25 protein-coding genes and 1 pseudogene are annotated in these 20,783 nt (G+C 44.8%); 12 read left to right on the top strand and 14 right to left on the bottom strand.

Going from position 1 to position 20,783, the window contains the following annotated elements; genetic code table 11:
• Nucleotides 1-77: 77 nt before the first annotated feature.
• Both RS881_RS03440 and RS881_RS03435 read left to right on the top strand, forming a co-directional pair.
• Nucleotides 78-1,052: a sulfatase-like hydrolase/transferase gene (locus tag RS881_RS03440; RefSeq protein ID WP_315819804.1), complete on the top strand. Its 975-nt coding sequence runs from the start codon at nt 78-80 to the stop codon at nt 1,050-1,052.
• A 26-nt stretch (nt 1,053-1,078) separates the two neighbouring features.
• Nucleotides 1,079-1,585 (top strand): sulfatase/phosphatase domain-containing protein, encoded by a 507-nt coding sequence (locus RS881_RS03435; RefSeq protein ID WP_315819803.1) that lies wholly within the window; start codon nt 1,079-1,081, stop codon nt 1,583-1,585.
• Nucleotides 1,586-1,713: 128 nt separating this feature from the next.
• Here RS881_RS03435 and RS881_RS03430 read toward each other — a convergent pair whose 3' ends face one another.
• Complete coding sequence (locus tag RS881_RS03430; protein ID WP_315819802.1) at nt 1,714-2,646, bottom strand: DUF72 domain-containing protein; 933 nt, start codon at nt 2,644-2,646, stop codon at nt 1,714-1,716.
• A gap of 161 nt (nt 2,647-2,807) precedes the next feature.
• On the opposite strand from RS881_RS03430, the gene RS881_RS03425 reads away from it, so the two are divergent.
• The 4 genes from RS881_RS03425 to RS881_RS03410 all read left to right on the top strand — a co-directional run bounded on the left by RS881_RS03425 (nt 2,808) and on the right by RS881_RS03410 (nt 4,050).
• Nucleotides 2,808-3,386 (top strand): RNA polymerase sigma factor, encoded by a 579-nt coding sequence (locus RS881_RS03425; RefSeq protein ID WP_315819801.1) that lies wholly within the window; start codon nt 2,808-2,810, stop codon nt 3,384-3,386.
• 65 nt (nt 3,387-3,451) lie between these two features.
• On the top strand, nt 3,452-3,652 hold the full coding sequence (locus tag RS881_RS03420; RefSeq protein WP_315819800.1) for a hypothetical protein: 201 nt from the start codon (nt 3,452-3,454) through the stop codon (nt 3,650-3,652).
• Between the two features lie 17 nt (nt 3,653-3,669).
• Nucleotides 3,670-3,810 (top strand): hypothetical protein, encoded by a 141-nt coding sequence (locus RS881_RS03415; protein WP_315819799.1) that lies wholly within the window; start codon nt 3,670-3,672, stop codon nt 3,808-3,810.
• Between the two features lie 27 nt (nt 3,811-3,837).
• Nucleotides 3,838-4,050 carry a hypothetical protein gene (locus RS881_RS03410; RefSeq protein ID WP_315819798.1) on the top strand — a complete coding sequence of 71 codons (213 nt, stop codon included), beginning with the start codon at nt 3,838-3,840 and terminating at the stop codon, nt 4,048-4,050.
• Nucleotides 4,051-4,648: 598 nt separating this feature from the next.
• Here the strand turns inward: RS881_RS03410 and RS881_RS03405 are convergent.
• The 10 genes from RS881_RS03405 to RS881_RS58960 form a co-directional block, all read right to left on the bottom strand.
• Nucleotides 4,649-4,843 (bottom strand): hypothetical protein, encoded by a 195-nt coding sequence (locus tag RS881_RS03405; protein WP_315819797.1) that lies wholly within the window; start codon nt 4,841-4,843, stop codon nt 4,649-4,651.
• Nucleotides 4,840-5,040, bottom strand: a complete 201-nt coding sequence (locus RS881_RS03400) for a hypothetical protein (protein ID WP_315819796.1) — start codon at nt 5,038-5,040, stop codon at nt 4,840-4,842. The genes RS881_RS03405 and RS881_RS03400 overlap by 4 nt, the downstream gene beginning before the upstream one ends.
• A gap of 238 nt (nt 5,041-5,278) precedes the next feature.
• Complete coding sequence (dgt, locus tag RS881_RS03395) at nt 5,279-6,028, bottom strand: dGTP triphosphohydrolase (protein WP_315819795.1); 750 nt, start codon at nt 6,026-6,028, stop codon at nt 5,279-5,281.
• A gap of 48 nt (nt 6,029-6,076) precedes the next feature.
• Complete coding sequence (locus RS881_RS03390; RefSeq protein ID WP_315819794.1) at nt 6,077-6,913, bottom strand: N-acetylmuramoyl-L-alanine amidase; 837 nt, start codon at nt 6,911-6,913, stop codon at nt 6,077-6,079.
• A gap of 81 nt (nt 6,914-6,994) precedes the next feature.
• The gene (locus RS881_RS03385) at nt 6,995-8,167 is read right to left on the bottom strand and encodes a DEAD/DEAH box helicase (protein ID WP_315819793.1); all 1,173 of its coding nucleotides are present in this window, start codon (nt 8,165-8,167) and stop codon (nt 6,995-6,997) included.
• 220 nt (nt 8,168-8,387) lie between these two features.
• Nucleotides 8,388-8,783 (bottom strand): transposase, encoded by a 396-nt coding sequence (locus RS881_RS03380; RefSeq protein ID WP_315825017.1) that lies wholly within the window; start codon nt 8,781-8,783, stop codon nt 8,388-8,390.
• Nucleotides 8,784-8,839: 56 nt separating this feature from the next.
• Complete coding sequence (locus RS881_RS03375) at nt 8,840-9,964, bottom strand: transposase (RefSeq protein ID WP_315819792.1); 1,125 nt, start codon at nt 9,962-9,964, stop codon at nt 8,840-8,842.
• Nucleotides 9,965-10,182: 218 nt separating this feature from the next.
• Nucleotides 10,183-12,282, bottom strand: a complete 2,100-nt coding sequence (locus RS881_RS03370; RefSeq protein WP_315819791.1) for an outer membrane beta-barrel protein — start codon at nt 12,280-12,282, stop codon at nt 10,183-10,185.
• A gap of 226 nt (nt 12,283-12,508) precedes the next feature.
• Nucleotides 12,509-12,643 carry a hypothetical protein gene (locus RS881_RS03365; protein ID WP_315819790.1) on the bottom strand — a complete coding sequence of 45 codons (135 nt, stop codon included), beginning with the start codon at nt 12,641-12,643 and terminating at the stop codon, nt 12,509-12,511.
• Between the two features lie 260 nt (nt 12,644-12,903).
• Nucleotides 12,904-13,119 (bottom strand): KTSC domain-containing protein, encoded by a 216-nt coding sequence (locus RS881_RS58960; protein ID WP_350340371.1) that lies wholly within the window; start codon nt 13,117-13,119, stop codon nt 12,904-12,906.
• A 467-nt stretch (nt 13,120-13,586) separates the two neighbouring features.
• On the opposite strand from RS881_RS58960, the gene RS881_RS03360 reads away from it, so the two are divergent.
• Both RS881_RS03360 and RS881_RS03355 read left to right on the top strand, forming a co-directional pair.
• Nucleotides 13,587-13,871 (top strand): ORF6N domain-containing protein, encoded by a 285-nt coding sequence (locus tag RS881_RS03360; protein ID WP_315819789.1) that lies wholly within the window; start codon nt 13,587-13,589, stop codon nt 13,869-13,871.
• Between the two features lie 2 nt (nt 13,872-13,873).
• Entirely contained in the window at nt 13,874-14,125 is a 252-nt protein-coding gene (locus tag RS881_RS03355; protein ID WP_315819788.1) for a hypothetical protein, read from the top strand.
• Between the two features lie 84 nt (nt 14,126-14,209).
• Here RS881_RS03355 and RS881_RS61500 read toward each other — a convergent pair.
• From RS881_RS61500 to RS881_RS03335, 3 genes and pseudogenes are all read right to left on the bottom strand, one after another.
• A pseudogene (locus tag RS881_RS61500) lies at nt 14,210-16,995 on the bottom strand (methylmalonyl-CoA mutase family protein); the annotation flags it as partial.
• Nucleotides 16,950-17,333 (bottom strand): cobalamin B12-binding domain-containing protein, encoded by a 384-nt coding sequence (locus RS881_RS03340; protein ID WP_315819787.1) that lies wholly within the window; start codon nt 17,331-17,333, stop codon nt 16,950-16,952. The pseudogene RS881_RS61500 and the gene RS881_RS03340, both read right to left, overlap by 46 nt.
• Entirely contained in the window at nt 17,330-17,563 is a 234-nt protein-coding gene (locus RS881_RS03335) for a cobalamin-dependent protein (RefSeq protein WP_315819786.1), read from the bottom strand. Before RS881_RS03335 ends, RS881_RS03340 begins: the two co-directional genes overlap by 4 nt.
• Nucleotides 17,564-17,687: 124 nt before the next feature.
• Between RS881_RS03335 and RS881_RS03330 the strand changes: the two genes are divergently transcribed.
• From RS881_RS03330 to RS881_RS03315, 4 genes are all read left to right on the top strand, one after another.
• On the top strand, nt 17,688-18,521 hold the full coding sequence (locus RS881_RS03330; RefSeq protein WP_315819785.1) for an amidohydrolase family protein: 834 nt from the start codon (nt 17,688-17,690) through the stop codon (nt 18,519-18,521).
• Nucleotides 18,522-18,606: 85 nt separating this feature from the next.
• Nucleotides 18,607-19,053: a hypothetical protein gene (locus RS881_RS03325; RefSeq protein WP_315819784.1), complete on the top strand. Its 447-nt coding sequence runs from the start codon at nt 18,607-18,609 to the stop codon at nt 19,051-19,053.
• A 269-nt stretch (nt 19,054-19,322) separates the two neighbouring features.
• Complete coding sequence (locus RS881_RS03320; RefSeq protein WP_315819783.1) at nt 19,323-20,042, top strand: hypothetical protein; 720 nt, start codon at nt 19,323-19,325, stop codon at nt 20,040-20,042.
• 295 nt (nt 20,043-20,337) lie between these two features.
• The gene (locus RS881_RS03315; RefSeq protein WP_527250455.1) at nt 20,338-20,694 is read left to right on the top strand and encodes a phosphatase PAP2 family protein; all 357 of its coding nucleotides are present in this window, start codon (nt 20,338-20,340) and stop codon (nt 20,692-20,694) included.
• Nucleotides 20,695-20,783: the final 89 nt, after the last annotated feature.

Raw genomic sequence — 20,783 nt, 5'->3', positions numbered from 1 at the left:
GTACATGAATCGGCCTCCTGCTGCCGTACTATTGACTAGAACTTACGCAATCGTTTCCATCCGGCCGGCAAGGCATAATGCTGTATATTGATGAAAAATACCACATGCGGTTTGGATCTCTCCTCCTCCTTTTGGTTTCGCTGAAAACCTCTGCCCAGCAAGTCCCCAATATACTATACATCATGAGTGATGATCATGATGCTGATGCCATCAGTGCTTATAATAAAGAGCTGATTGCTACCCCGAATATTGACCGGTTGGCTAAAGAGGGGATGCAATTTAAGCGGGCCTTTGTGGGCAATTCAATATGTGGCCCCTCCCGCGCCACCCTGCTTACAGGGCAACATTCGCACAAGAATGGCTTCCGCGATAACCGCGACCGCTTTGATGGTACACGAAATAATATGGCCAAAGTGCTCCAGCAGGCTGGCTATCAAACAGCCGTCATTGGCAAATGGCATTTACAATCTTATCCCACTGGTTTTGATTACTGGAAAATCCTTCCCGGCCAGGGGCAGTACATTAATCCACGCATCATTGAAATGAATGGGGACACTTCAACGTATAAGGGTTACGCAACAGTTTTCATCACCAATGAAGCGCTGGCATGGCTAAAGAACCGGGACCGCAATAAGCCTTTTATGCTGTTACTGCATCACAAGGCCCCACATCGCTATTTCCTGCCACCACTTAAATACATTGAAGCCTACCAGGATAAAAAATTCCCCGAGCCCACCACTTTATATACAGATACAGTTGGCCACGGCAAAGCCTGGCAATTACAAACGATGAGCATCCTGCCCGACCTTAAGTTATCCAGCGACCTCAAGGTGGATCCAAAGTATTTGATGGATATCCCTGCATTGAAACCCGATTCAGCAGAGGTAGCCTATTACAACAGTATCATGAACCGGATCCCGGAACCTGATCGAAGCCGCATAAAAGCGATCTATGCCAAACGGGGTGAGTTAATCCAGCGCGAACATCCCAGTGGTAAAAATTGCTGGGCTATAAATTTCAATGGTACTTGCAAGACTACCTGGCTTGTGTAGCAAGTATTGATGAAAATGTGGGAAGGGTGTTGAATTACCTTGACAGTGCAGGTTTGACCAAGCAAACAATGACAATATATACCAGTGACCAGGGGTTTTATCTGGGTGAAAACGGATGGTTCGACAAAAGGTGGATGTACGATGTAAGTATGCAAACGCCGTTACTGGTAAGATGGCCAGGGCATATAAAAGCTGCGTCGGCTAGCAATGCCATGGTACAGAACATTGATTTTGCACCTACGATGTTGAGCGCTGCCGGGGTGGCAGTACCGGGCTGGATGCAAGGATTGAGCCTCGTACCGCTCCTTACAGGCAGGCAAAAAGAATTGAAACGCCCCTACCTCTATTATCATTTCTACGAATACAAAGCAGATCATACGGTATTACAACACCTGGGTATCCGTGGAAACAGGTATAAGCTGATCTATTTCTATACAGTAGATGAGTGGGAATTTTATGACCTTCAAAAGATCCCCAGGAACAACATAACCTCATTGGCGCTGCCGAGCATCAAATGCTCATCACGAAAATGAAGAAAGACCTGGTTCAGGTGAGAAAGGAATATGGGGATACTGAACCGGCGGGGAGCTTGCAGTAAGATTATTGATTGCTAATTATTGATTATTGGGTTTACAAAACGGCTGCCCTTTTTCTAGTTACATCAATCAAAGAAACTGATCTGTGTACCTGCTGTTGGTTTACCAGGTTGAATAAATACAGGCTTCTGCAGGTGAAGATCACAGGCTGGATTGATCTTATCAATGATGTAGGCGATCAATTCCGGGCAATACATTTCCTCGGGCATGTGTATGAAAAAGTATAACTCTTCCAGGCCACTGTTGATCCAATGAATGATGCGCTCTGCCCAGGCATCCGACCGGGTATAATCGGTTGGATGGAGGAGGTTGGTGACAAAACGTACAAATGTTTTGGGTACGGGCAAGTGCATGTGAGCGCAGTCTCTTCGGCCCGCGGTATCGGTAATAACGGCTCCCACATTCAAAGAACGCAAAGTATCAAACAACTCCTTTTTGATAACGGGATCGGAAAACCATTGGGGGTGCCTGACTTCCAGGAAGAAAGAAAGGTCGGTAGGCAAAGAAGCAAGGTATTTGAATAAAGGTTCCCGGCGATTGGGGGCATAGCTTTCACTGACCTGTAGAAAGACAGGGCCCAGGTTTTCACCAAATGCCAGTACTCCTTCGAGGAAAGCAGAGGTTTGATCGAAGACGTTATTGAAGTTGCTGTAATGACTAATCAGTTGCGGTACTTTGGGACAGAACTTGAAATCCTTACCGGCAGCTTTTGCCGCCCATTTACCAATCTCTTCGGGCGTGTAGATCTTATAATGGGTGGCGTTGAGTTCGGCACTGTTAAACTGTTTGATGTATTGCTCCATGTACGCAGTTTCCTTGGTGCCTTTTGGATAGATCCTACCTATCCAGGATTTGTGCCCCCAACGGGGTATTCCAAAATATACCTGGGGGCGGGCGGCTTTTGTGCCCGGTAGGACGGGCTTATTATCGGCAGGCTCGGCCGGAAGGGTAAAATCGATGCTATTTAACTGATCCTGGGGAACCTTTCCAAAATCCATACAACTATTTTATTGGCCTCAAATCTACTTATAATGTTTTAGGATACAAGCGTTTAGCCACAGTATCCAAGAGCAGGATAATGTTCAAACAATCAATTGATTAGCTTTTTTTTCGCATCTTTAAAATATACAGGGTCTTTGTGCGTCTACCTATTTATACAATGGAGAAGACCCTGACGATAACACCGGGCATGGCTGGAGAAACGAAACGCAATATCACCCAGGTCATTAATGACTACAGCAAAAGGCTGATGGGTTTTATTCGTAAGCGGGTAACCAATGAGGCCGATGCCGAGGATGTACTGCAGGATGTGTTTTACCAGTTTGTGGGCAATACCCAGCCCATTGAGCAAATGAGCGCCTGGTTATTCACGGTAGCGCGCAATAAGATCACCGACCGACAACGCAAGCACAAACCGGAGGCGCTGGAAGATGTATTCAGCAACGAAGATGGGGAAGACGGAATCAACTGGAGTGAGTTGTTGTTTGATGCTTCCAATAATCCTGAACGGGAATACCTGCGAACTTTATTTTGGGAAGAACTAAATGCTGCATTGGAAGAATTACCCGCAGAGCAAAGAGATGTATTTATTAAACATGAACTGGAAGGAATTGCATTTAAAGAATTGGCCGAGCAAACGGGTGAAACCGTAAATACGTTGATCAGCCGGAAACGGTATGCCGTATTGCATTTGCGTGAACGTTTGAGTGTTTTAAAGGATGAATTATTAAATTATTAACCCTATAAATGAGTGTTATGAGACCAAGAATGAGACATAGAAGATCGAGGGGCGGAAAAGCATTCATGATACTGATATGTGTAGTTGGATTTATATCACTGTTCAGTTTTATCGTGATGAAGTTGTGGAATGCTATTCTACCAGATGTGTTGCATGTAACGACTATCACCTTCTGGCAAGCGATGGGTATACTCGTATTATCTAAAATACTGTTTGGCGGTTTTGGCGGCTGGGGACATAAAAACATGAATGGAAGAGGAAGCTAAACGAGAAGTGGCAGGATATGACCCCTGAGGAGCGCAACAGGTTTAAAGAGTCATGGGAAAACCGTTTTGGCCGCCGCTGGTGCCCTCCGAAAAATGCCTGGAATGATGCAAGCAAGGACGAAGCTGCCAAAGAGCAACCAGGTACAGGCACTGAGTAATATACATTCCTTATTCAACTGCTCTATATGGACATCCTTGTTTTCAAAACTAACCTCCGGTACCGGAAGAACATTCACCACATTGGCTCACACCTCAATAACCTGCAAGGCATTATCCGGTGGAATGTTGACATGCACGATAAAGACAGGGTATTGCGTATTGAAGCGCAAGACCTGTGCCCACGGTTGGTCGAACATACCTTAAGCCATGCAGGGTATTCCTGTGAGGAACTGGAGTAACAGATTATTACTGGCTGAAAAGAACGAGCCCTCCGTTAGTTACTTCCGGTTCAAAATCCCGACAGTTTGTCACTTTTTCATACCCCTCTGTAATTAAATTACCCCTGTTTTTACCCCCCGCTGCATAGAGGAATTACAAAATCGTATTTACTACACCAGCAGATTTTAGCCAGCTTTCTGATCGGGACGTCCATTCAGTTCCGGCTTAGCCTTGGTAAACCCGGGATGCTCATGCTTCATACCAGGGTAAAATACACGTTAAAGCACTGATTTAAGAGAAGTCGCATCCCTTTTTCAACGATAGAATGAATAGATTTTAGCGAACTTAAACAGGGACTAAACAGGGACCAAACTCGGACCAAACTCGGACAAAAGACAAGCAAGCGGCCTGTTTACTCCGTGTTTAAAGATTGTTTGTTTCAACAACAACCTGTTTATAAACACTACAATATGTACCCAATACACGAATTAATTGTACAGGACAACTTTTCAATAGTACTCAAAGGCACTATAATGCGAAGCCAATAGTAGTAATTTTCAAAATCGCCAAAAGGCAGATAGATGTGTTGGGCTCCAAAGCCCAGCCATACTGGCAGCTTTACCTGATTGTTGGAAAAGTGATACCGGTGACTTTTCGGAAGATATCAACTGCATAGAGATCGGTCATACCGGCAATAAAGTCTACTATGGATTGAGTGTCCTCATAAAGCTTATCCGGGTGGCCGGTAACAGCAAACTGTTTGGAAATGAGTTGCAATAATTTGAAGGATTTGGCCGATTTAGGCGTAATCACTGCAGCAAAAATTCTTTGAGTAACTCGCCAATTACGTTGTAACCAGCTATTTCGATTTCCACTACCGACCGGTGGTTATAAATATGGGCTACAGAGAAGGTATCTATAGACTTTATCAGGTTCAACTCCCGCTCGGGCAGGTAATCGATCAGGGCCTTTTCTACTGTGCCATTGAGCAATGCTGCTTCTTTTTCCATAAACACCGCTTTTACCCGGTTGATGAGCAGGTTAATTAACCTCGCCCGCAGGAATTCTACTTTTTATTGTCATCGTTGATCTTGTTGAAGATCTCTTCCACATGCTCACGGGCATCATAGCCTTCTCCCTCATCGAAGAAAGCCAGGAAGAGGTCTTTCAGGGTGTGAATGGATATGATGTTAAGTCGGTGCGCATCTTCAAAATCTATGACACGGTAGCATATATCATCGGCTGCTTCTACCAGGTATACAAAGGGATGGCGGGCGTAAATATTTTTTGTGCATCAAGTTTCGGAATACCCAGTTCCTGAGCAATGTGTTGATAGGTATTTATTTCTGAATCGAAGAACCCAGACTTTTTGGTAACGAGTCGCTGTTTGTTGAAACCGCTTAATGAATCGGAAGGGTATTTAATTATAGAGGCCAGGGTAGCATAGGTAAGGCGGAAGCCACCGGTTGTATTTTCGCCAAAGCTTTTGGTCAATGTACGGAAAGCATTGGCATTGCCTTCAAAATACAGGAAGTCGCGTTGCTGATTAGGCGTGAGCTGGCTTTCAAATCGTAGTTTGGCTTCCCGGTCAGCTCGCGGAAAAAGTGCGGATAGCATCTTCTCCCGAATGACCAAAGGGGGATTGCCTATATCGTGGGCGAGGCAGCCGGCGGCAATAACAGAAGGCAGTTCATATTTATAAAACTCCCTGAAATCCTCTTCAGCTTCCGGGTATTTGGCAGCCAGGGCATCGCCCACGGCTTTACCGAGGGAGCGGCCTACAGAAGCCACTTCGAGGCTATGGGTGAGGCGATTGTGTACAAAGACAGCGCCTGGTAAAGGAAAGACCTGTGTTTTGTTTTGGAGCCGGCGGAAAGGGGAAGAAAAGATGATGCGGTCATAATCACGCAGGAAGGAGGTGCGGATAGCATCGGAAAAAGTAGTCGATTTATTTTCGGAGCCCGTACGGCGCGCGCTGTAGAGTTGCTGCCAGTTCATGCGTAAAGATAATGTAGTGAGTGGTCAGTTGTGAGTTGATCGTGCCTCTTACTGGTATTTCTTCATCAACTGGTAAAGGATTTTGTCATCGGGGCTGGTAAGTACGCGCCCCAGGGTATCCTGCAGGAAATGCCTTCTAAAAGCACGAATGGCTGCAGTAGTATCGGCCAGGTCATAACCCACGATGCGCAAGGCTGTGAGGCGATCATAAGAAGGCGGCAGCACAATATTGGTGGTATCATCATACCACTGTCCAAACCCACGTCGGGCCAGGCGTTGCCAGGGAAAAGATACGTTGGGGTCAACTTTACGTTTTGGTGCTATATCACTGTGACCTATGAAGTTTGGAGCAGGGATAGCATATTTTCTTTTGAGGGTATCCAGTAGTTTAAGCAGGCTCACTATTTGGGGTTCCGCAAAAGTTTCATAGCCATTGTTGTCCAACTCAATACCAATGGAAGAGGAGTTGATATCCGTATTATTGCCCCATTTAGAAATGCCGGCTTGCCAGGCACGCAGGTAATCATTGAGCATATGATGGATGGTTCCATCCTCACAAATCACATAATGAGCGCTTACCTTGGTGCGGTCGAGGGTAAATGTCTTGAGGGTTTGCTCACAGGAATTTTGAGCAGTATGATGGATGATCACAAAATTGGGCTTGCGGAGATCAAAGTTGACGGTACCCACGGCATATTTTGGCGACAGGACAGAATCGAGTGCCAGTGGGGGCGGCAATGGCTGCAGGCTTTTGGACAGGGTTTTGGATTGCTTCTTATATACTTTGTTAGTCGTAGCGTATGGATTAGGCGAACAGCTGTTGATAGCTGCTCCCATGATCAAGCCAATACAAACAATGGGCAATAGCCGGGCAATAGCTTGCATAGAGGGATAATTTGTTCAGTAAAACAGCCTGGACGGCATCATTATCTCCTGCGTTGTGGAGGACCGTATCTTCTTTTGTTATTACTCTTGGCGCGGGATGCATGATGAGCACGATAATCGGGAACGGGACCTAGTTCCTGGGGAACTATGGCCTTTTAACGGGCTTACCGAGGAGGGCTTCAATATCGGCAAAACGCCTTTGTTCTTTTCACTTATAAAAGTAATGGCCATCCCATCGGATTCAGCTCTTGCTGTACGGCCAATACGGTGAATATAATCTTCTCCATCGTGGGGTACATCATAGTTAATAACCAGGTCAATATTGTCGATATCAATACCCCTCGAAAGGATGTCGGTTGCTACAAGGATGGGAGTGCGTCCACTTTTGAAATCGAGCAATACATTTTCACGGTCAGCCTGTTCCAGATCTGAATGCATTTCCGCGATCTTGAAGCGGGCCCTTTGTAGTTCCCTGTTCAGTTGTTTTACATTCTGTTTGCGTGAGCAAAAGATGAGTACCATTTTAAAATGGGTATTACGTAGAATGTATTGAACCAGGGGCAATTTTTGAGGCTCATAAACGACAAACGCTTCCTGAATGATCTTTTCCGGTGGTTTGGAAATAGCGATATTGACCTCTACGGGTTGGTGAAGGATCTTGCGGGCCAGTGACCGGATCTTCTCGGCCATCGTAGCAGAAAAAAGCAGGTTCTGGCGTTTGGCGGGAAGGTGGGAAATGATCTTCATGATGTCATCATGAAAGCCCATATCCAGCATACGATCGGCCTCATCCAATACCAGGTATTGGAGTCCGGTAAGTTTAACATAACCCATGTTGAGGTGGGCAATCAGGCGGCCAGGGGTGCATATGACGAAGTCAACTCCTTTGGAAAGAGCATTCTTTTCGGTAGCAAAGTTCATCCCGTCATTTCCTCCATATACAGCTATAGAGCTGATAGAGGTAAAGTAGGATAACCCTTCCAGGTTTTGAGCTATCTGAATAGCCAACTCCCGTGTAGGTACCAGTACGATGCAATTTACCTGTCCGTCGTTGCTGTGCTGGAGGAGGCGGTTGATAATGGGCAGGAGGAAAGCTGCAGTTTTGCCGGTTCCAGTCTGGGCGCAGGCTATAATATCCTTGCCCTGTAAAATGATAGGAATAACCTGCTCTTGGATGGGTGTAGCCACCTCATAACCAGTTGATTCTATGCTTTCCATCAAGGCAGGATCAAGTCCAAATTCTGTAAAATTCATTAAACGAATTGAATATAAATACGATATTATCTAAAAACCAATTCCTGTAAAGATAACATAAAGGGGCTGACCTAAAAGGTCAATACCCGCCAAAAAAAGAAAATTATATGGCCCGCCCTGTCGGGCTATATAATTTTTATGGCAGTAAGTTTTTCGGGTATTTATGAGCTTGTGTAGAAGATCAGGGAGTAAAGCTACCCTTGAGAGCCTGTTTTTGCAGTCAGGAAGCCCTTTTGTCACCATTGAGATATACCTTTCGAAGGTTATGGGCCATGGCTACCAGCGCAATCTCTGTTTTTACTTTGCGCAGGCCACGCAGGTGGAAGCGACGGAAGCCCATATTGTGCTTAATGTCGCCAAAGCAACTTTCGATCTCTGTACCGCGTCGCTTTTTTAATGCCTGTCCCAGTTCTGTGTGAAGATTCTCCCGGGCCTGTTGCTTATAGGCTTCAAGCTTTTCATTCACCTCTATCTTCCGGTTGTACCCTTTGGTGGATTTGCAGCATTGTTGGTATAAGGGACAGCCAGCACAATTGTTACACTCATATAGTCTCACTTCAGACTTGTAACCGGTTCTTTTATGCGTCTTCTGATGTTTGCCTTTAAAAACAAGCAGCTCATTATTGGGACATCCGTAACTGTCGGTTACAGGGTCATAGGAGAAGTTCTCCTTTAGAAAAAGGTTTTCTGGTACCCCTTTGTTTGTTCCTTATGATAAAGTGGGAACTTCATATAATTCTCTATCTCATTTTTCTGCAACAATTCGTAATTCTGTTCTGTACCAAAGATGCTGTCAGCGATGATCCTGTCCGGTTTGCAGGGCTGTTGTTGCTCTATCTGCTGCAGGTGACCTTCAAAGCAAACACCATCATTGGTTGTCTGGTGAACACTGATACCGGTAATGAACTGCTCTTCACTGCCAGCCATTATATTGTAGGCAGGGAGAACCTCCACTTTGTTTTTCATCATCATGGCGCTGGCATCAGGGTCTGTTTTGTTGTAGCCACTGCGCTTGCCTGCTTTGGTGATCTGGTTGTTATACTTGTCTATTTTATGTTCAGCCTCCTTTAGCTTCTTTTTCAGTGTCATTGCCTTGCGACGCTTTCTTTTGGCTGTAGTTGTACGGATCGTATCATTCAATTCAGCTACTTTCTCTGCAATGGCTTCCCGTGTAATAAAGGACGCCTTTCCATGCTCTTCCAGGTCTGCTGTACCGTAAGTTGTTTCTTCCTGCCTGTTCAACTCATCGATCTGCTTAAACAACGACCGGCAGTTTTCTATATTCTTTGCGCCATAGCGTTCTGCATTCTTCTTCCATACCATTTTGTGTTGATTGGCATCGGCCCGTAAGGTCGTGCCATCACAGAAATAGTTCTCCAGTTTTATGTATTGGTGGGCTACCAGGAATTCCAGCATTTCCTTAAACAGGATCTCTATGACTTCTTTGGCCTTGCTGCTACGGAAATTATTGATTGTCCGGAAGTCAGGCCGGCTCATACCACTGAGCCACATAAAATGTATATCCTGGCCGAGTGCTTTGGCTATTTTACGGCCAGTGTAGATCTTGACGCTGTAGGCATATAATAACACTTTCAGCAGCATCCGGGGATGGTAGGAACTAGTGCCGCCGCCTTTGTACAGATTAATTAAGTCACTGATATCCATAGACTCTACAACTTCGTTGACTACCCGGACAAGGTGCTTTTCGCCAATTAATTCTTCCAGAGAAGGGGGTAGCAATAAAGATTGTTGCTGATTGTATTGCTTAAATATTACGGAAGTCTTTATTTTAGCCATTGTAATTTTTGAGTGTGGTAACTTAAAATTACAAAACAGCCCTTACTCTAAAAAGTAAGGGCTGACCTTTTTGGGGTCAACCCTTACTTCTTTAAACAAACTGACCTTTTGGGTCAGCCCCGGGACTTTATGGGAGAAAAATTCAATCGTCGTTTAGAACAGGGCGGGTTGGCAGGAATAAAACGCCTTGGGGATGTTTTTACACTGCCGGGAGTTGATTAGTTACCTCCCAAACCACCACCACCACTGTTGGCACGTTTGTTCTCATCTTCCAAACCGGTATTGCGCTGACGGGCGGCTTTTACCTGGTTATTACCAAATCGGTAAGTGAAATTGATCTTGAACTGGCGGCTTTCCCAGTTACCATTGGCCCTTGTGTACTGGTTGGCATATTCACTCGTTCCTTTCCATTTCATGGTCTTGAACATGTCACTTACTGCGATCTTCACAGTTCCTTTGTTCTTCAGCACGTTTTTAGACAAACCTCCATCGAGACCGCCCATACCAATGCTTTTAAAGGTACCCTGCCAGATAGAAGGTGCCGTATAGAATCCACTCAACTCACCCGTCCAGCCTTTGCCGAAGCGGAAAGTTTGTTGGGCATAAAGATTGAACGAGAATACATCCAGGTCAATTTTCCTGTTGGGACCATTATCAGCTTTGAATTTAGAATAATAGGTATTCAGGTTGGCAAATACACTGTACCACTTGTATTGGAAGGGGTAACTAATATTAAGGCTGATCACGTCCTGGGTAGCCAGGTTTTTATTGGTGATATAACTTTTTGACTTTTCCGTTACATCAACGATCTGAGAGAACATGTCTTTTACATGACTATAGTTCAGGGTAGTAGTCAATGTATATTTAAACACGTGGGTAATGGCAAAGCTATTGGTGTACTGAGGCATCAGGTTGGTATTACCTTTCTGATATGTATACTCATCCAGCCTGAATTCAAAGGGATTCAGGTTCTGATAAGCCGGGCGATCAATACGGCGGCTATAAGAGAGCGTCCACTGGCTCATCGGCTTTTTGTTGAAAGTGATGGCTGCACTGGGGAAGAAGTCGGTATAATTCCGCTTGAAAGTGGAATCATAAACTACATACTGCCCACTGTTATCATCCTTTTTAAAGCCATTGGAATGACCTTTGGCAATGGTATTCTCTACGCGAACACCAAACTGAACCATAAATCCTTTAAATGGCCTGTTATAGTTAACATAACCTGCATTGATGTTTTCTTTATAGTCAAAATCATTGCTACGGTCTTTGTCCAACTCTTTTCCGGTATTCAGCACATTGAAAGTAGAGAAATCGTTGGTGGTATTTACATACGAAGTTTTACCACCGATGCCCAAACGGCCTTTTTTGAAATTCTGCTCGTAGTCAGCTTTGAACGTGTACATATCAATATCCGTAGGAGCTACCATATTATATGCCCGATGGGTAATGATGGTAGTCTCTGTTGGATCATAATAAGTATTGGGCTGCATCTGATCGCTTTCATTACGGAACATACCATAATCGGCATCCATGCTCAGCTCACGACCCGATGTATCGGCATAGCGATAATTGAGGTTGAAGTTCGTATTGTCCCTTTTACCACTGCTGGTATTGTTGGCTACAAGGATCCTGTCTACTTTACCGGTAGGTATATAGCTGATGGGGGTACGGCTGTAGTTGTTAAACCCATTGTCATTATAGTTTCCATTGACCATTACACCCAGGGTGCTTCTTTTGTTAAGTGACATATCAGCACCTACTTTGAAGGCATGGGTTTCATTGTCCATGTTCATTTTGGTGGCACCATCGAACAAGGTATCCAATACTTTACGGTACAACCACATATTCATCCTGTTCTCGCTCTTGTTGTAATTATAGTTACCGTATACGTTGATAAATTTATTGCGGTTGTTCAAAGAGATACCTCCATTGTATTTGGGGAAGGTACCAATTGCATACCCCGCATTTACAGAACCATTGGTTCCATAAGACTTGTTCTTCTTGAGCTTGATATTGATAATACCGGCATTACCTGCAGCATCGTATTTGGCAGAAGGATTGGTAATGATCTCAATGGCTTCAATAGAAGAGGACTGAACAGTTTTCAGGTAATCAGACAAATCCTTACCAGATAATGGAGTTGGGCGGCCATCAATATATACCTGTACACCATTTTTACCACTGAGGCTCAGGTTATCGTCTTTATCGACCAATACACCCGGTGATTTGCGCAACAGTTCCAGGGCATCCTGTCCAACTGCATTTACACTGCCTTCTACATTGAGGATGGTTTTATCGGCTTTTACCTCGATCATTGGTTTGCGATAGGCAACAGTTACTTCTTTCAGGTTGCCGGAAGATTTGGCTAAAGAAAAATCTGGGCCTTTTGCATCACCACTTCCACTGTATTCAAACGAGGGGAGTTTTTAACTTCATGGCCAACGAAGGATACATTGACAAAATACTGGCCAGAATTGATGCTTGTAAAACTGTACTGACCGGAGCTGTTGGTCACACCTAATTTTACAGTGGCGGAGTCTTTTACCTTTTAAGTGCTACAGAAGCACCGGATAGGTTCTTTCCTTGTTCGTCTTTGACATTACCCGTAATATTTTGCGCCTGGGTCAGGGCAGCACATAACATTAGCAGCAAAGTCAATAAGGTCAACTTTCTCATGGCTATTTTTATTTTCAAATTTGGTCGGCAAAGCTATCCGGATGTTACAGTTTTGTGACAATCTATACATCAGCGGCAAATATTCCCCACGAATGGCAAGGGTGTTTCGACATTGTTTTTATGTTGAGCGATTTATATATGAAAAATAAACACGCTGGAAACGATTCTCAATTCACTAGTTTCTAAATCAGGCGGATGAGGCAGAAAATTGAACTCACAACGGGCCTGGTCTGGCGGGTCTGGAGACCCTTAAAAGGCCCTTATTCCAACCTAATACCATCATAAAACGGTTTAATGCGTGTGTTCACATACCCACCTGAGGAGCCTCCTAACCGAATAAGGGTTTTGTAATCCTCCCACACTTCAGGCTTCACATGGAGATAATGATACACCTTACCACCGGTAAATTCGACTTCAGGACTTCCGAAACCGGGGAATAATTGAGAGAAACCGTGGTTTCGGAAGCGCTCGTATATATCTTATTTTTATTGGTTAGTCTTTTACGTCTCATTAGTAACATGGTTGGAATTGCGTGTTGATCAGGTATCATAAATTTTTGTGCCGGGGAGGTATATGATGAGGGTTTGGCTGGCGCTATCAATGCATTGGAAACAATAACCAATGAAAGCTTGCAAAGGGGTTTTGAGAATCAAACTGCAGCCTTCCTGCACATTTGTTGAATGACGAAAAACATCAAGGTGGTATCACAAATTGTGATCCCACCCACTATATCAAAGCCGCATAGGCGGCTTTTTTGTTTTCAAATTAAAAATATTTACTATTTTACATGCCCCTTTACGTGAGCCCTACCTGCTACAGCTCCTACTTATTCTGGCAACAGCATCCAACCAAAAGTCATATTCAGAGATCAAACTTTTTACCATTAAAGTAAATTGGATATCACAGATTGTGATATCCAAATCGTTAATCAAATCATTATACTATGGCTAAAACCAAAGCGAAACTGTTACTCCCGAATGAAGCAATTATTAGTAAAATTTACTTAATCAGGGGAAAGAAAATAATGTTTGACGAGGATTTAGCAGAATTGTACCAGGTTGAGACAAGGCGTTTAAATGAACAGGTAAAAAGAAATGCAGAACGGTTCCCTTCTGACTTTATGTTTAGGCTAACTCAGAAGGAATTTAAAAACTTGAAGTCGCAATTTGCGACATCAAGTTGGGGTGGTCGAAGAAAACTCCCCTGGCTTTTACAGAACAAGGAGTAGCAATGCTTTCCAGTATATTAAATAGCAAAACAGCCATCAATGTCAATATCCAGATAATACGCGTATTTACCAAGATCCGGGAAATGATGTTAACCCATAAGGATATATTACTACAATTAAGAAAGATGGAAAAACATTTGAATAACCATGATGAACAAATTGTGGTAATATTTGATCACCTCAGGCAATTACTAATTCCTCCGGTGCCACCACGAAGAAAAATAGGATTTAGAAGAAAGGATGAACAGGATTAGTTATATAAAATGCAATGGGAATACTTCATTCTGGGTACACTCCCTTTAAAACTTGATGTCGCAAATTGCGACATCAAATTTTAATTACATATTCCTTCTGTATTGCCCTCCTACCTGATAAAGGGCATTGGTAATCTGTCCCAGTGAGCAGTATTTCACGGTTTCCATTAATTCGGTGAAGAGGTTGCCATTGTTAATTGCTACGGTTTTAAGTTTATCCAGCATTTCAGCACATTTGCTTTCATTACGCTTTTGAAATGCCTGCAGGTTTTGTATTTGTTGTTCCTTTTCTTCCGTGGTACTTCTTATTACTTCAGAGGGTATTATGGTAGGGCTGCCTTTCTTATTAAGGAAGGTATTGACGCCTACAATAGGCAATTCGCCACTGTGCTTAAGGCTTTCATAATACAGGCTCTCTTCCTGTATTTTATTACGCTGGTACATGCGTTCCATCGCACCCAGTACGCCACCACGATCCGTAAGACGATCAAATTCGGTCAATACGGCCTCCTCTACCAGGTCGGTCAGTTCTTCAATGAGGAAGGACCCCTGCGTAACGTTTTCGGTTTTAGCCGTACCCAATTCCCGGTTGATGATCAACTGGATGGCCATTGCGCGGCGTACACTTTCTTCGGTGGGCGTTGTAATTGCTTCATCGTAAGCATTGGTGTGAAGGCTGTTACAATTGTCGTATATAGCATACAATGCCTGCAGGGTAGTACGGATATCGTTGAAATCAATTTCCTGGGCATGCAGGCTCCGGCCTGAGGTTTGAATATGGTATTTCAATTTCTGCGAGCGGTCATTACCCTTGTATTTATCTTTCATGGCCTTGGCCCAAATGCGCCTGGCCACCCTTCCTATGACACTGTATTCGGCATCCATGCCATTGCTAAAGAAGAAGGACAGGTTGGGGGCAAAATCATCAATATGCATCCCCGGCTAAGGTAGTATTCTACATAGGTAAATCCATTGGCCAGGGTAAAAGCCAGCTGGGTAATGGGATTGGCTCCGGCTTCAGCAATATGATAACCGCTGATGCTCACGCTGTAGAAATTACGCACTTTCTGTTCAATGAAATACTGCTGTACGTCGCCCATCAGTTTCAGGGCAAATTCAGTACTGAAAATACAGGTATTCTGCGCCTGGTCTTCCTTTAAGATATCGGCCTGCACCGTACCCCGCACCTGCGTCAAAGCTTCTGCTTTCAGTTTTGCATATACATCTGCCGGCAATACTTCATCGCCGCTTAAACCAAGTAGTGTAAGGCCCAGGCCGCTATTGCCTTCGGGCAACCGTTCGGGCGAAGCCGGATTATAATAAACCGGTTTGGGCAACTGCTTAAATTTGGCAGCTATCTTTTTATTTACTGCTTCCCATTGTCCATTGGCCTCGATCCATTTTTCACATTGCTGATCAATAGCGGCATTCATAAAGAAAGCCAGCAGGATGGGAGCAGGGCCGTTGATGGTCATGCTGACCGATGTTTTGGGATCACACAGATCAAAGCCGCTATAGAGCTTTTTGGCATCATCTACCGTGGCAATGCTCACCCCACTATTACCTACCTTGCCATAGATATCCGGACGATGAGCAGGGTCTTCCCCATACAGGGTCACACTATCGAAAGCGGTAGAGAGGCGCTTGGCCGGTTGATCTACTGATACGTAGTGAAAACGTTTATTGGTGCGTTCGGGACCGCCTTCCCCGGCAAACATGCGGGTAGGGTCTTCGCCCTGGCGTTTTAGTTCAAATACCCCAGCCGTATAAGGAAATTCGCCCGGCAGGTTTTCAGTTAACTGCCAGCGCAGGATATCGCCCCAGTCTCTGTATTTGGGCAGTACCACTTTAGGAAGGCGGGTACCACTGAGGGTTTTTGTAGTAAGGGGTTGTTTGATCACTTTATCCCTTACCTGGTATTCAAATAAGTCGGCCTGGTATTTCTTCACCACAGCAGGCCATTGATCAATTAATTGTTTGCAGCCAGGATTGAGTCGAGCTTCAAAATCCTTTTGAGTTGTTCCAGGTCTTTGGAATAAGACGCATTGGCACCGCTTGCTTCAGGACGCCATTAATTTGATACAGCCGGGTGGCTATTACGCATTGGTCTTTTACCCAGCCATCGTAGCTGCGGCTGCCCTCTGCAATTTCAGATAAATAGCGTACCCGTTTAGGTAGTATGATCTGGCTTTTGGTGCTGGTATCACTGGTATGCTGGTGTAGCTCGATAGCGCCAAACTCAATACCTGTTTTCTTTTTCACCGTTATCATTAGCTTCTCAAACAATTCATTAACGCCGGCATCGTTGAACTGAGCAGCGATGGTACCTATCACCGGTATCTCTTCATCCTTCGCCATAAACAGGTTGTGGTTGCGCTTGTATTGCTTACGCACATCATGCAAGGCATCGAGCGCACCTGCTTTGTCGAACTTGTTAATACAGATCACATCGGCATAATCAAGCATATTGATCTTTTCCAATTGAGAGGCAGCTCCATATTCAGGTGTCATGACGTATAAGCTCAGATCGCAATAATCGAGGATACTTACGTCGCTTTGTCCTACGCCGGCACTTTCGAGGATAATAAAATCAAAGCCGGCGGCTTTACAAATATTTACGGCATCTTCTACATATTTACTAAGGGCCACATCGCTTTCGCGGGTAGCCAGGGAACGCATATAGGCGCGGGGCGAATGGATGCTGTTCATCCGGATACGGTCGCCCAGTAAGGCGCCGCCCGTCTTTTGCGGGAAGGATCAACAGAAACGACGGCAATGGTTTTATCGGCAAACGCATTCAGGTAGCGGCGTACAATTTCGTCCGTCACCGATGATTTGCCTGCGCCTCCGGTGCCTGTAATACCCAATACCGGGGATGGGGCAAGGCGGGTACGGTAGTTACTTCATCATTATTCCTGTTGTTCTCGGCATTGGAAATGCTCCTGGCAATCTGCCGGATGTCTTTCCATTCGCCCAATTTCATGGCAGTAGAAAAGTTGGCCGGATTGCCATTGACGGGAAAGTCGCAAAGGCGAATCACTTCTTCAATCATCCCTTCCAGTCCGAGTTTACGGCCATCATCGGGACTATATATCTTCGTAATACCATAATGGTGCAGCTCTTCAATTTCCTGGGGAAGGATGGTTCCACCGCCACCGCCAAAGATCTTAATATGTCCACAGCCATTCTCCTCCAATAAGTCTTTCATGTATTTAAAAACTCCACGTGGCCTCCCTGGTAACTGGTAATGGCAATGCCCTGTGCATCTTCTTCAATGGCACACTCTACAATTTCTGCTACAGAGCGGTTATGACCCAGGTGAATGATCTCGGCGCCTTTGGCTTGCATAATGCGGCGCATAATATTGATAGCAGCATCATGCCCATCGAACAGGGACGCTGCTGTTACAATGCGAACAGTATTGTTGGTGGAACTCATATCATGTAGGAATTACGATCCAGCCGCGAAGTTAATTCAAAAACTAATGAGTGTTAGCATTTAGGGATTTGATTTCCTAATCCATTAAAAAGGAGTAGCTTAGGCGTATAAATGCTATATAATCATGGTTATAGACGCACATGTGCATTTTTGGAAATTTGACAAGCAGCGGGATGCGTGGATCACAGATAATATGAAGCTCCTGCAGGAGGATTATTTGCCCGAACACCTGGCCACTACACTTAAAAGAAATGGAGTAGATGGGGTGGTGGCCGTGCAGGCCAGCCAGGAAGAAGTGGAAACAAGGTTCCTGTCGGAGTTGGCGCGAACACACCCAATCGTTAAGGGAGTAGTTGGCTGGATCGATCTGCAGGCCGATAATGTGGCCGGGCGATTGGAGCATTTTTCGCAATACGAAGCTGTAAGGGGCTATAGGCATGTTGTACAAGCCGAGCCTGACGACTTTTTATTGCGTCCCAATTTCCAACGTGGTGTACAAGCGCTGAAAGCCTATGATTATACTTATGATGTGCTGATCTACCCCAACCAGTTGAAACCAGCCATTGAATTTGTATCGAAGTTTCCCGATCAAAAATTGATTATTGATCATTGTGCCAAACCGGATATCCGGCACAAGAAGATAGACGAATGGAAGGTGTTGATGAAAGAGATCGCAAATAATCCACAGGTATGCTGCAAGCTATCGGGGCTGTTTACGGAAGCTGCCTGGAAAACCTGGAGTGCGGCCGAGTTCTACCCTTACCTGGATGTGGTATTTGAGGCCTTTGGCACCAATCGCCTGTTATTTGGCAGCGACTGGCCGGTCATGTTGTTAAGTGGCATGTATGTGCAATGGAAAAGCCTGTTGGAGAAGTACATGGAAAATTATACGGTGGAAGAAAGGAAAAGGTGTTTGGGCTCAATGCAGTGGAATTCTATTCATTGTGAGGGGTTGTAGTTGCTGGCGGTCATTACCAGGTAAGATTTTTACTGGTCTTATTTTTAATTCTTTATATTGTGTATGGTACACACTAACGACTGCTTTGAGGAAACTCGCCGCCATACTACTATTGGGAATACTATTCTTCAACTGGTTCGGTTACCGGATACTGGCCGATATATTACAACAACAAGCTGATATTGAACTGGAAGCACGTCTTGATCAAAATGATTATGACGAATCTCAGCTGCTGGAAATGCGTGTAGCGCTGAACCTGCCTTATCAAACCAACTGGAACGATTTTGAACGGGTAGATGGAGATATCGAAATTGAGGGCATCCACTATAAGTACGTAAAGCGCAAAGTTCAGGACGGGCAACTGGTACTGCTTTGCCTGCCCAATGAAACTAAAATGCGACTGCAAACGGCCCGCGAAGAATTCTTCAAGCTGGTCAATGACCTGCAACACCCTTCACAGAATAAGAAATCGGATAACAATCATTCTTTTTCCTATAATAACTTCTCTGCAGAGTACTGGTCACAAAAATGACTGGCATTTCACTGCACTCCTGGATCAACCACTACTTTACCGAAACGCGAATGCCGTAGTTAAAAAGGGTGTTATACTTCTACACCTGAACGGCCTCCGGAATGTTAAGGACTTCGCCCTTTTGCTTATTGATGGATCACCTGTAAACCGGGGCATCCATCCCATAATCATTTATCAGGTTGGTTTTCTTTTGTAGCTGTCTTATTTCACGTTTGGCACCTATAGCCTCACGTTGAATATTCGGCTAATCACTTTTATCTTCTTCTTTCATGGGAAAGATCTTCCAAGCCATAATTGTGCTGGCAATAGCCTCATCCTGCCACCGTGCCAATAATTATCAACAGGTATTGCATGATCCGGTTCTATATTGCAAGCTTACCGGACAATTGACGGAGATAATGACCTTCAACATTTTTACGCCGCCGGTAGCCAGCCGGGTATATGCCTATTCACACCTGGCAGCTTATGAAGTAATGGCACAGGGAGATAGTAATTACATATCATTGACCGGACAGTTGAAGGGTTTTAGTGAAATACCCAAACCAACAGCCGGAAAACTGATCGACTATCCCTATGCTTCTATGATCGCATTTATGGAAGTGGGTAAAACGCTTACTTTTTCCAATGCCACCATGGACAGTATAGTAAACTCGCTTCAGTCCCTGGCGCAGAAACATGGCATGCCCGATTCGATGGAAGCGCATTCAAAAGCGTATGGGCTTAGTGTAGCCAGGACAGTACTGGCTTGGAGTAAAAGGACAATTATGCACAAACACGCTCGGCACCTAAATACACAGTACCCGAGGAAGAAGGTAAATGGATCCCCACTCCGCCAGCCTATATACAGGCTGTGGAACCACATTGGCGCACCATCCGTTCCATCGTCATGGATAGCGCCAGCCAGTTTGCTCCACCGCCTCCAGCGCCTTTTAATAAAGACTCTACGAGTGAATTTTACGGCTGGGCAAAACAGGTGTATGATACAGTAAACAATCTTACGGACGAACAAAAAGCAATAGCCAGTTTCTGGGATTGTAATGGGTTTAAAGTAAATATTGTAGGCCATGCCATGTTTGCTACCAAGGCAATGACGCCAGGTGGCCATTGGATGGGGATCATTGGCATTGTCTGTAAAGACAAAAATGTTGACCTCTCAAAAACGATCCATACCTATACCCTGGCATCTTTTGCATTGATGGATGCCTTCATTTCCTGCTGGGATGCCAAGTATACCTGGGCATTGATACGCCCGGAATCGGTTATTAACCAGTACATAGACGCCATCTGGAAGCCTTTTTTGCAAACGCCCCTTTCCCGGAATATACGAGCGGGCATTCGGAAATTTCGAGTGCTACAGCTACGGTATTGGAACACCTGTATGGTACAGAGGTGTCCTTCCGTGATTCAACCGAACGGGCCTGGGGTTGGCCCGACCGCGATTTTCAATCGTTGCGTCAGGCGGCCGACGAAGCGGGCATTAGCCGGTTCTATGGAGGCATTCATTACAAACGTTCTATTGCTGTGGCTAAGGACCAGGGCATCCGCCTGGGTAATTATATTATGACCAAACTAACAACCAACAAGCAGCAAGCAAAAACTTGCTGCTCAATAACTAATTACTTTCAACATCGCTGTTTATGAAAAAAGCACTTCTCCTTTCTACCATCCTCCTGCTGTTATTGAACAACCTTGCATTATCCCAGGGGTGTGTAGCAATACGCAGTACAGGG

Origin of the sequence: Paraflavitalea speifideaquila (genome assembly GCF_032395985.1) — a bacterium.
Lineage (GTDB): Bacteria > Bacteroidota > Bacteroidia > Chitinophagales > Chitinophagaceae > Paraflavitalea > Paraflavitalea speifideaquila.
The sequence above is the reverse complement of the archived record's forward strand: the minus strand, read 5'-3'. Positions and strand labels throughout refer to the sequence as shown.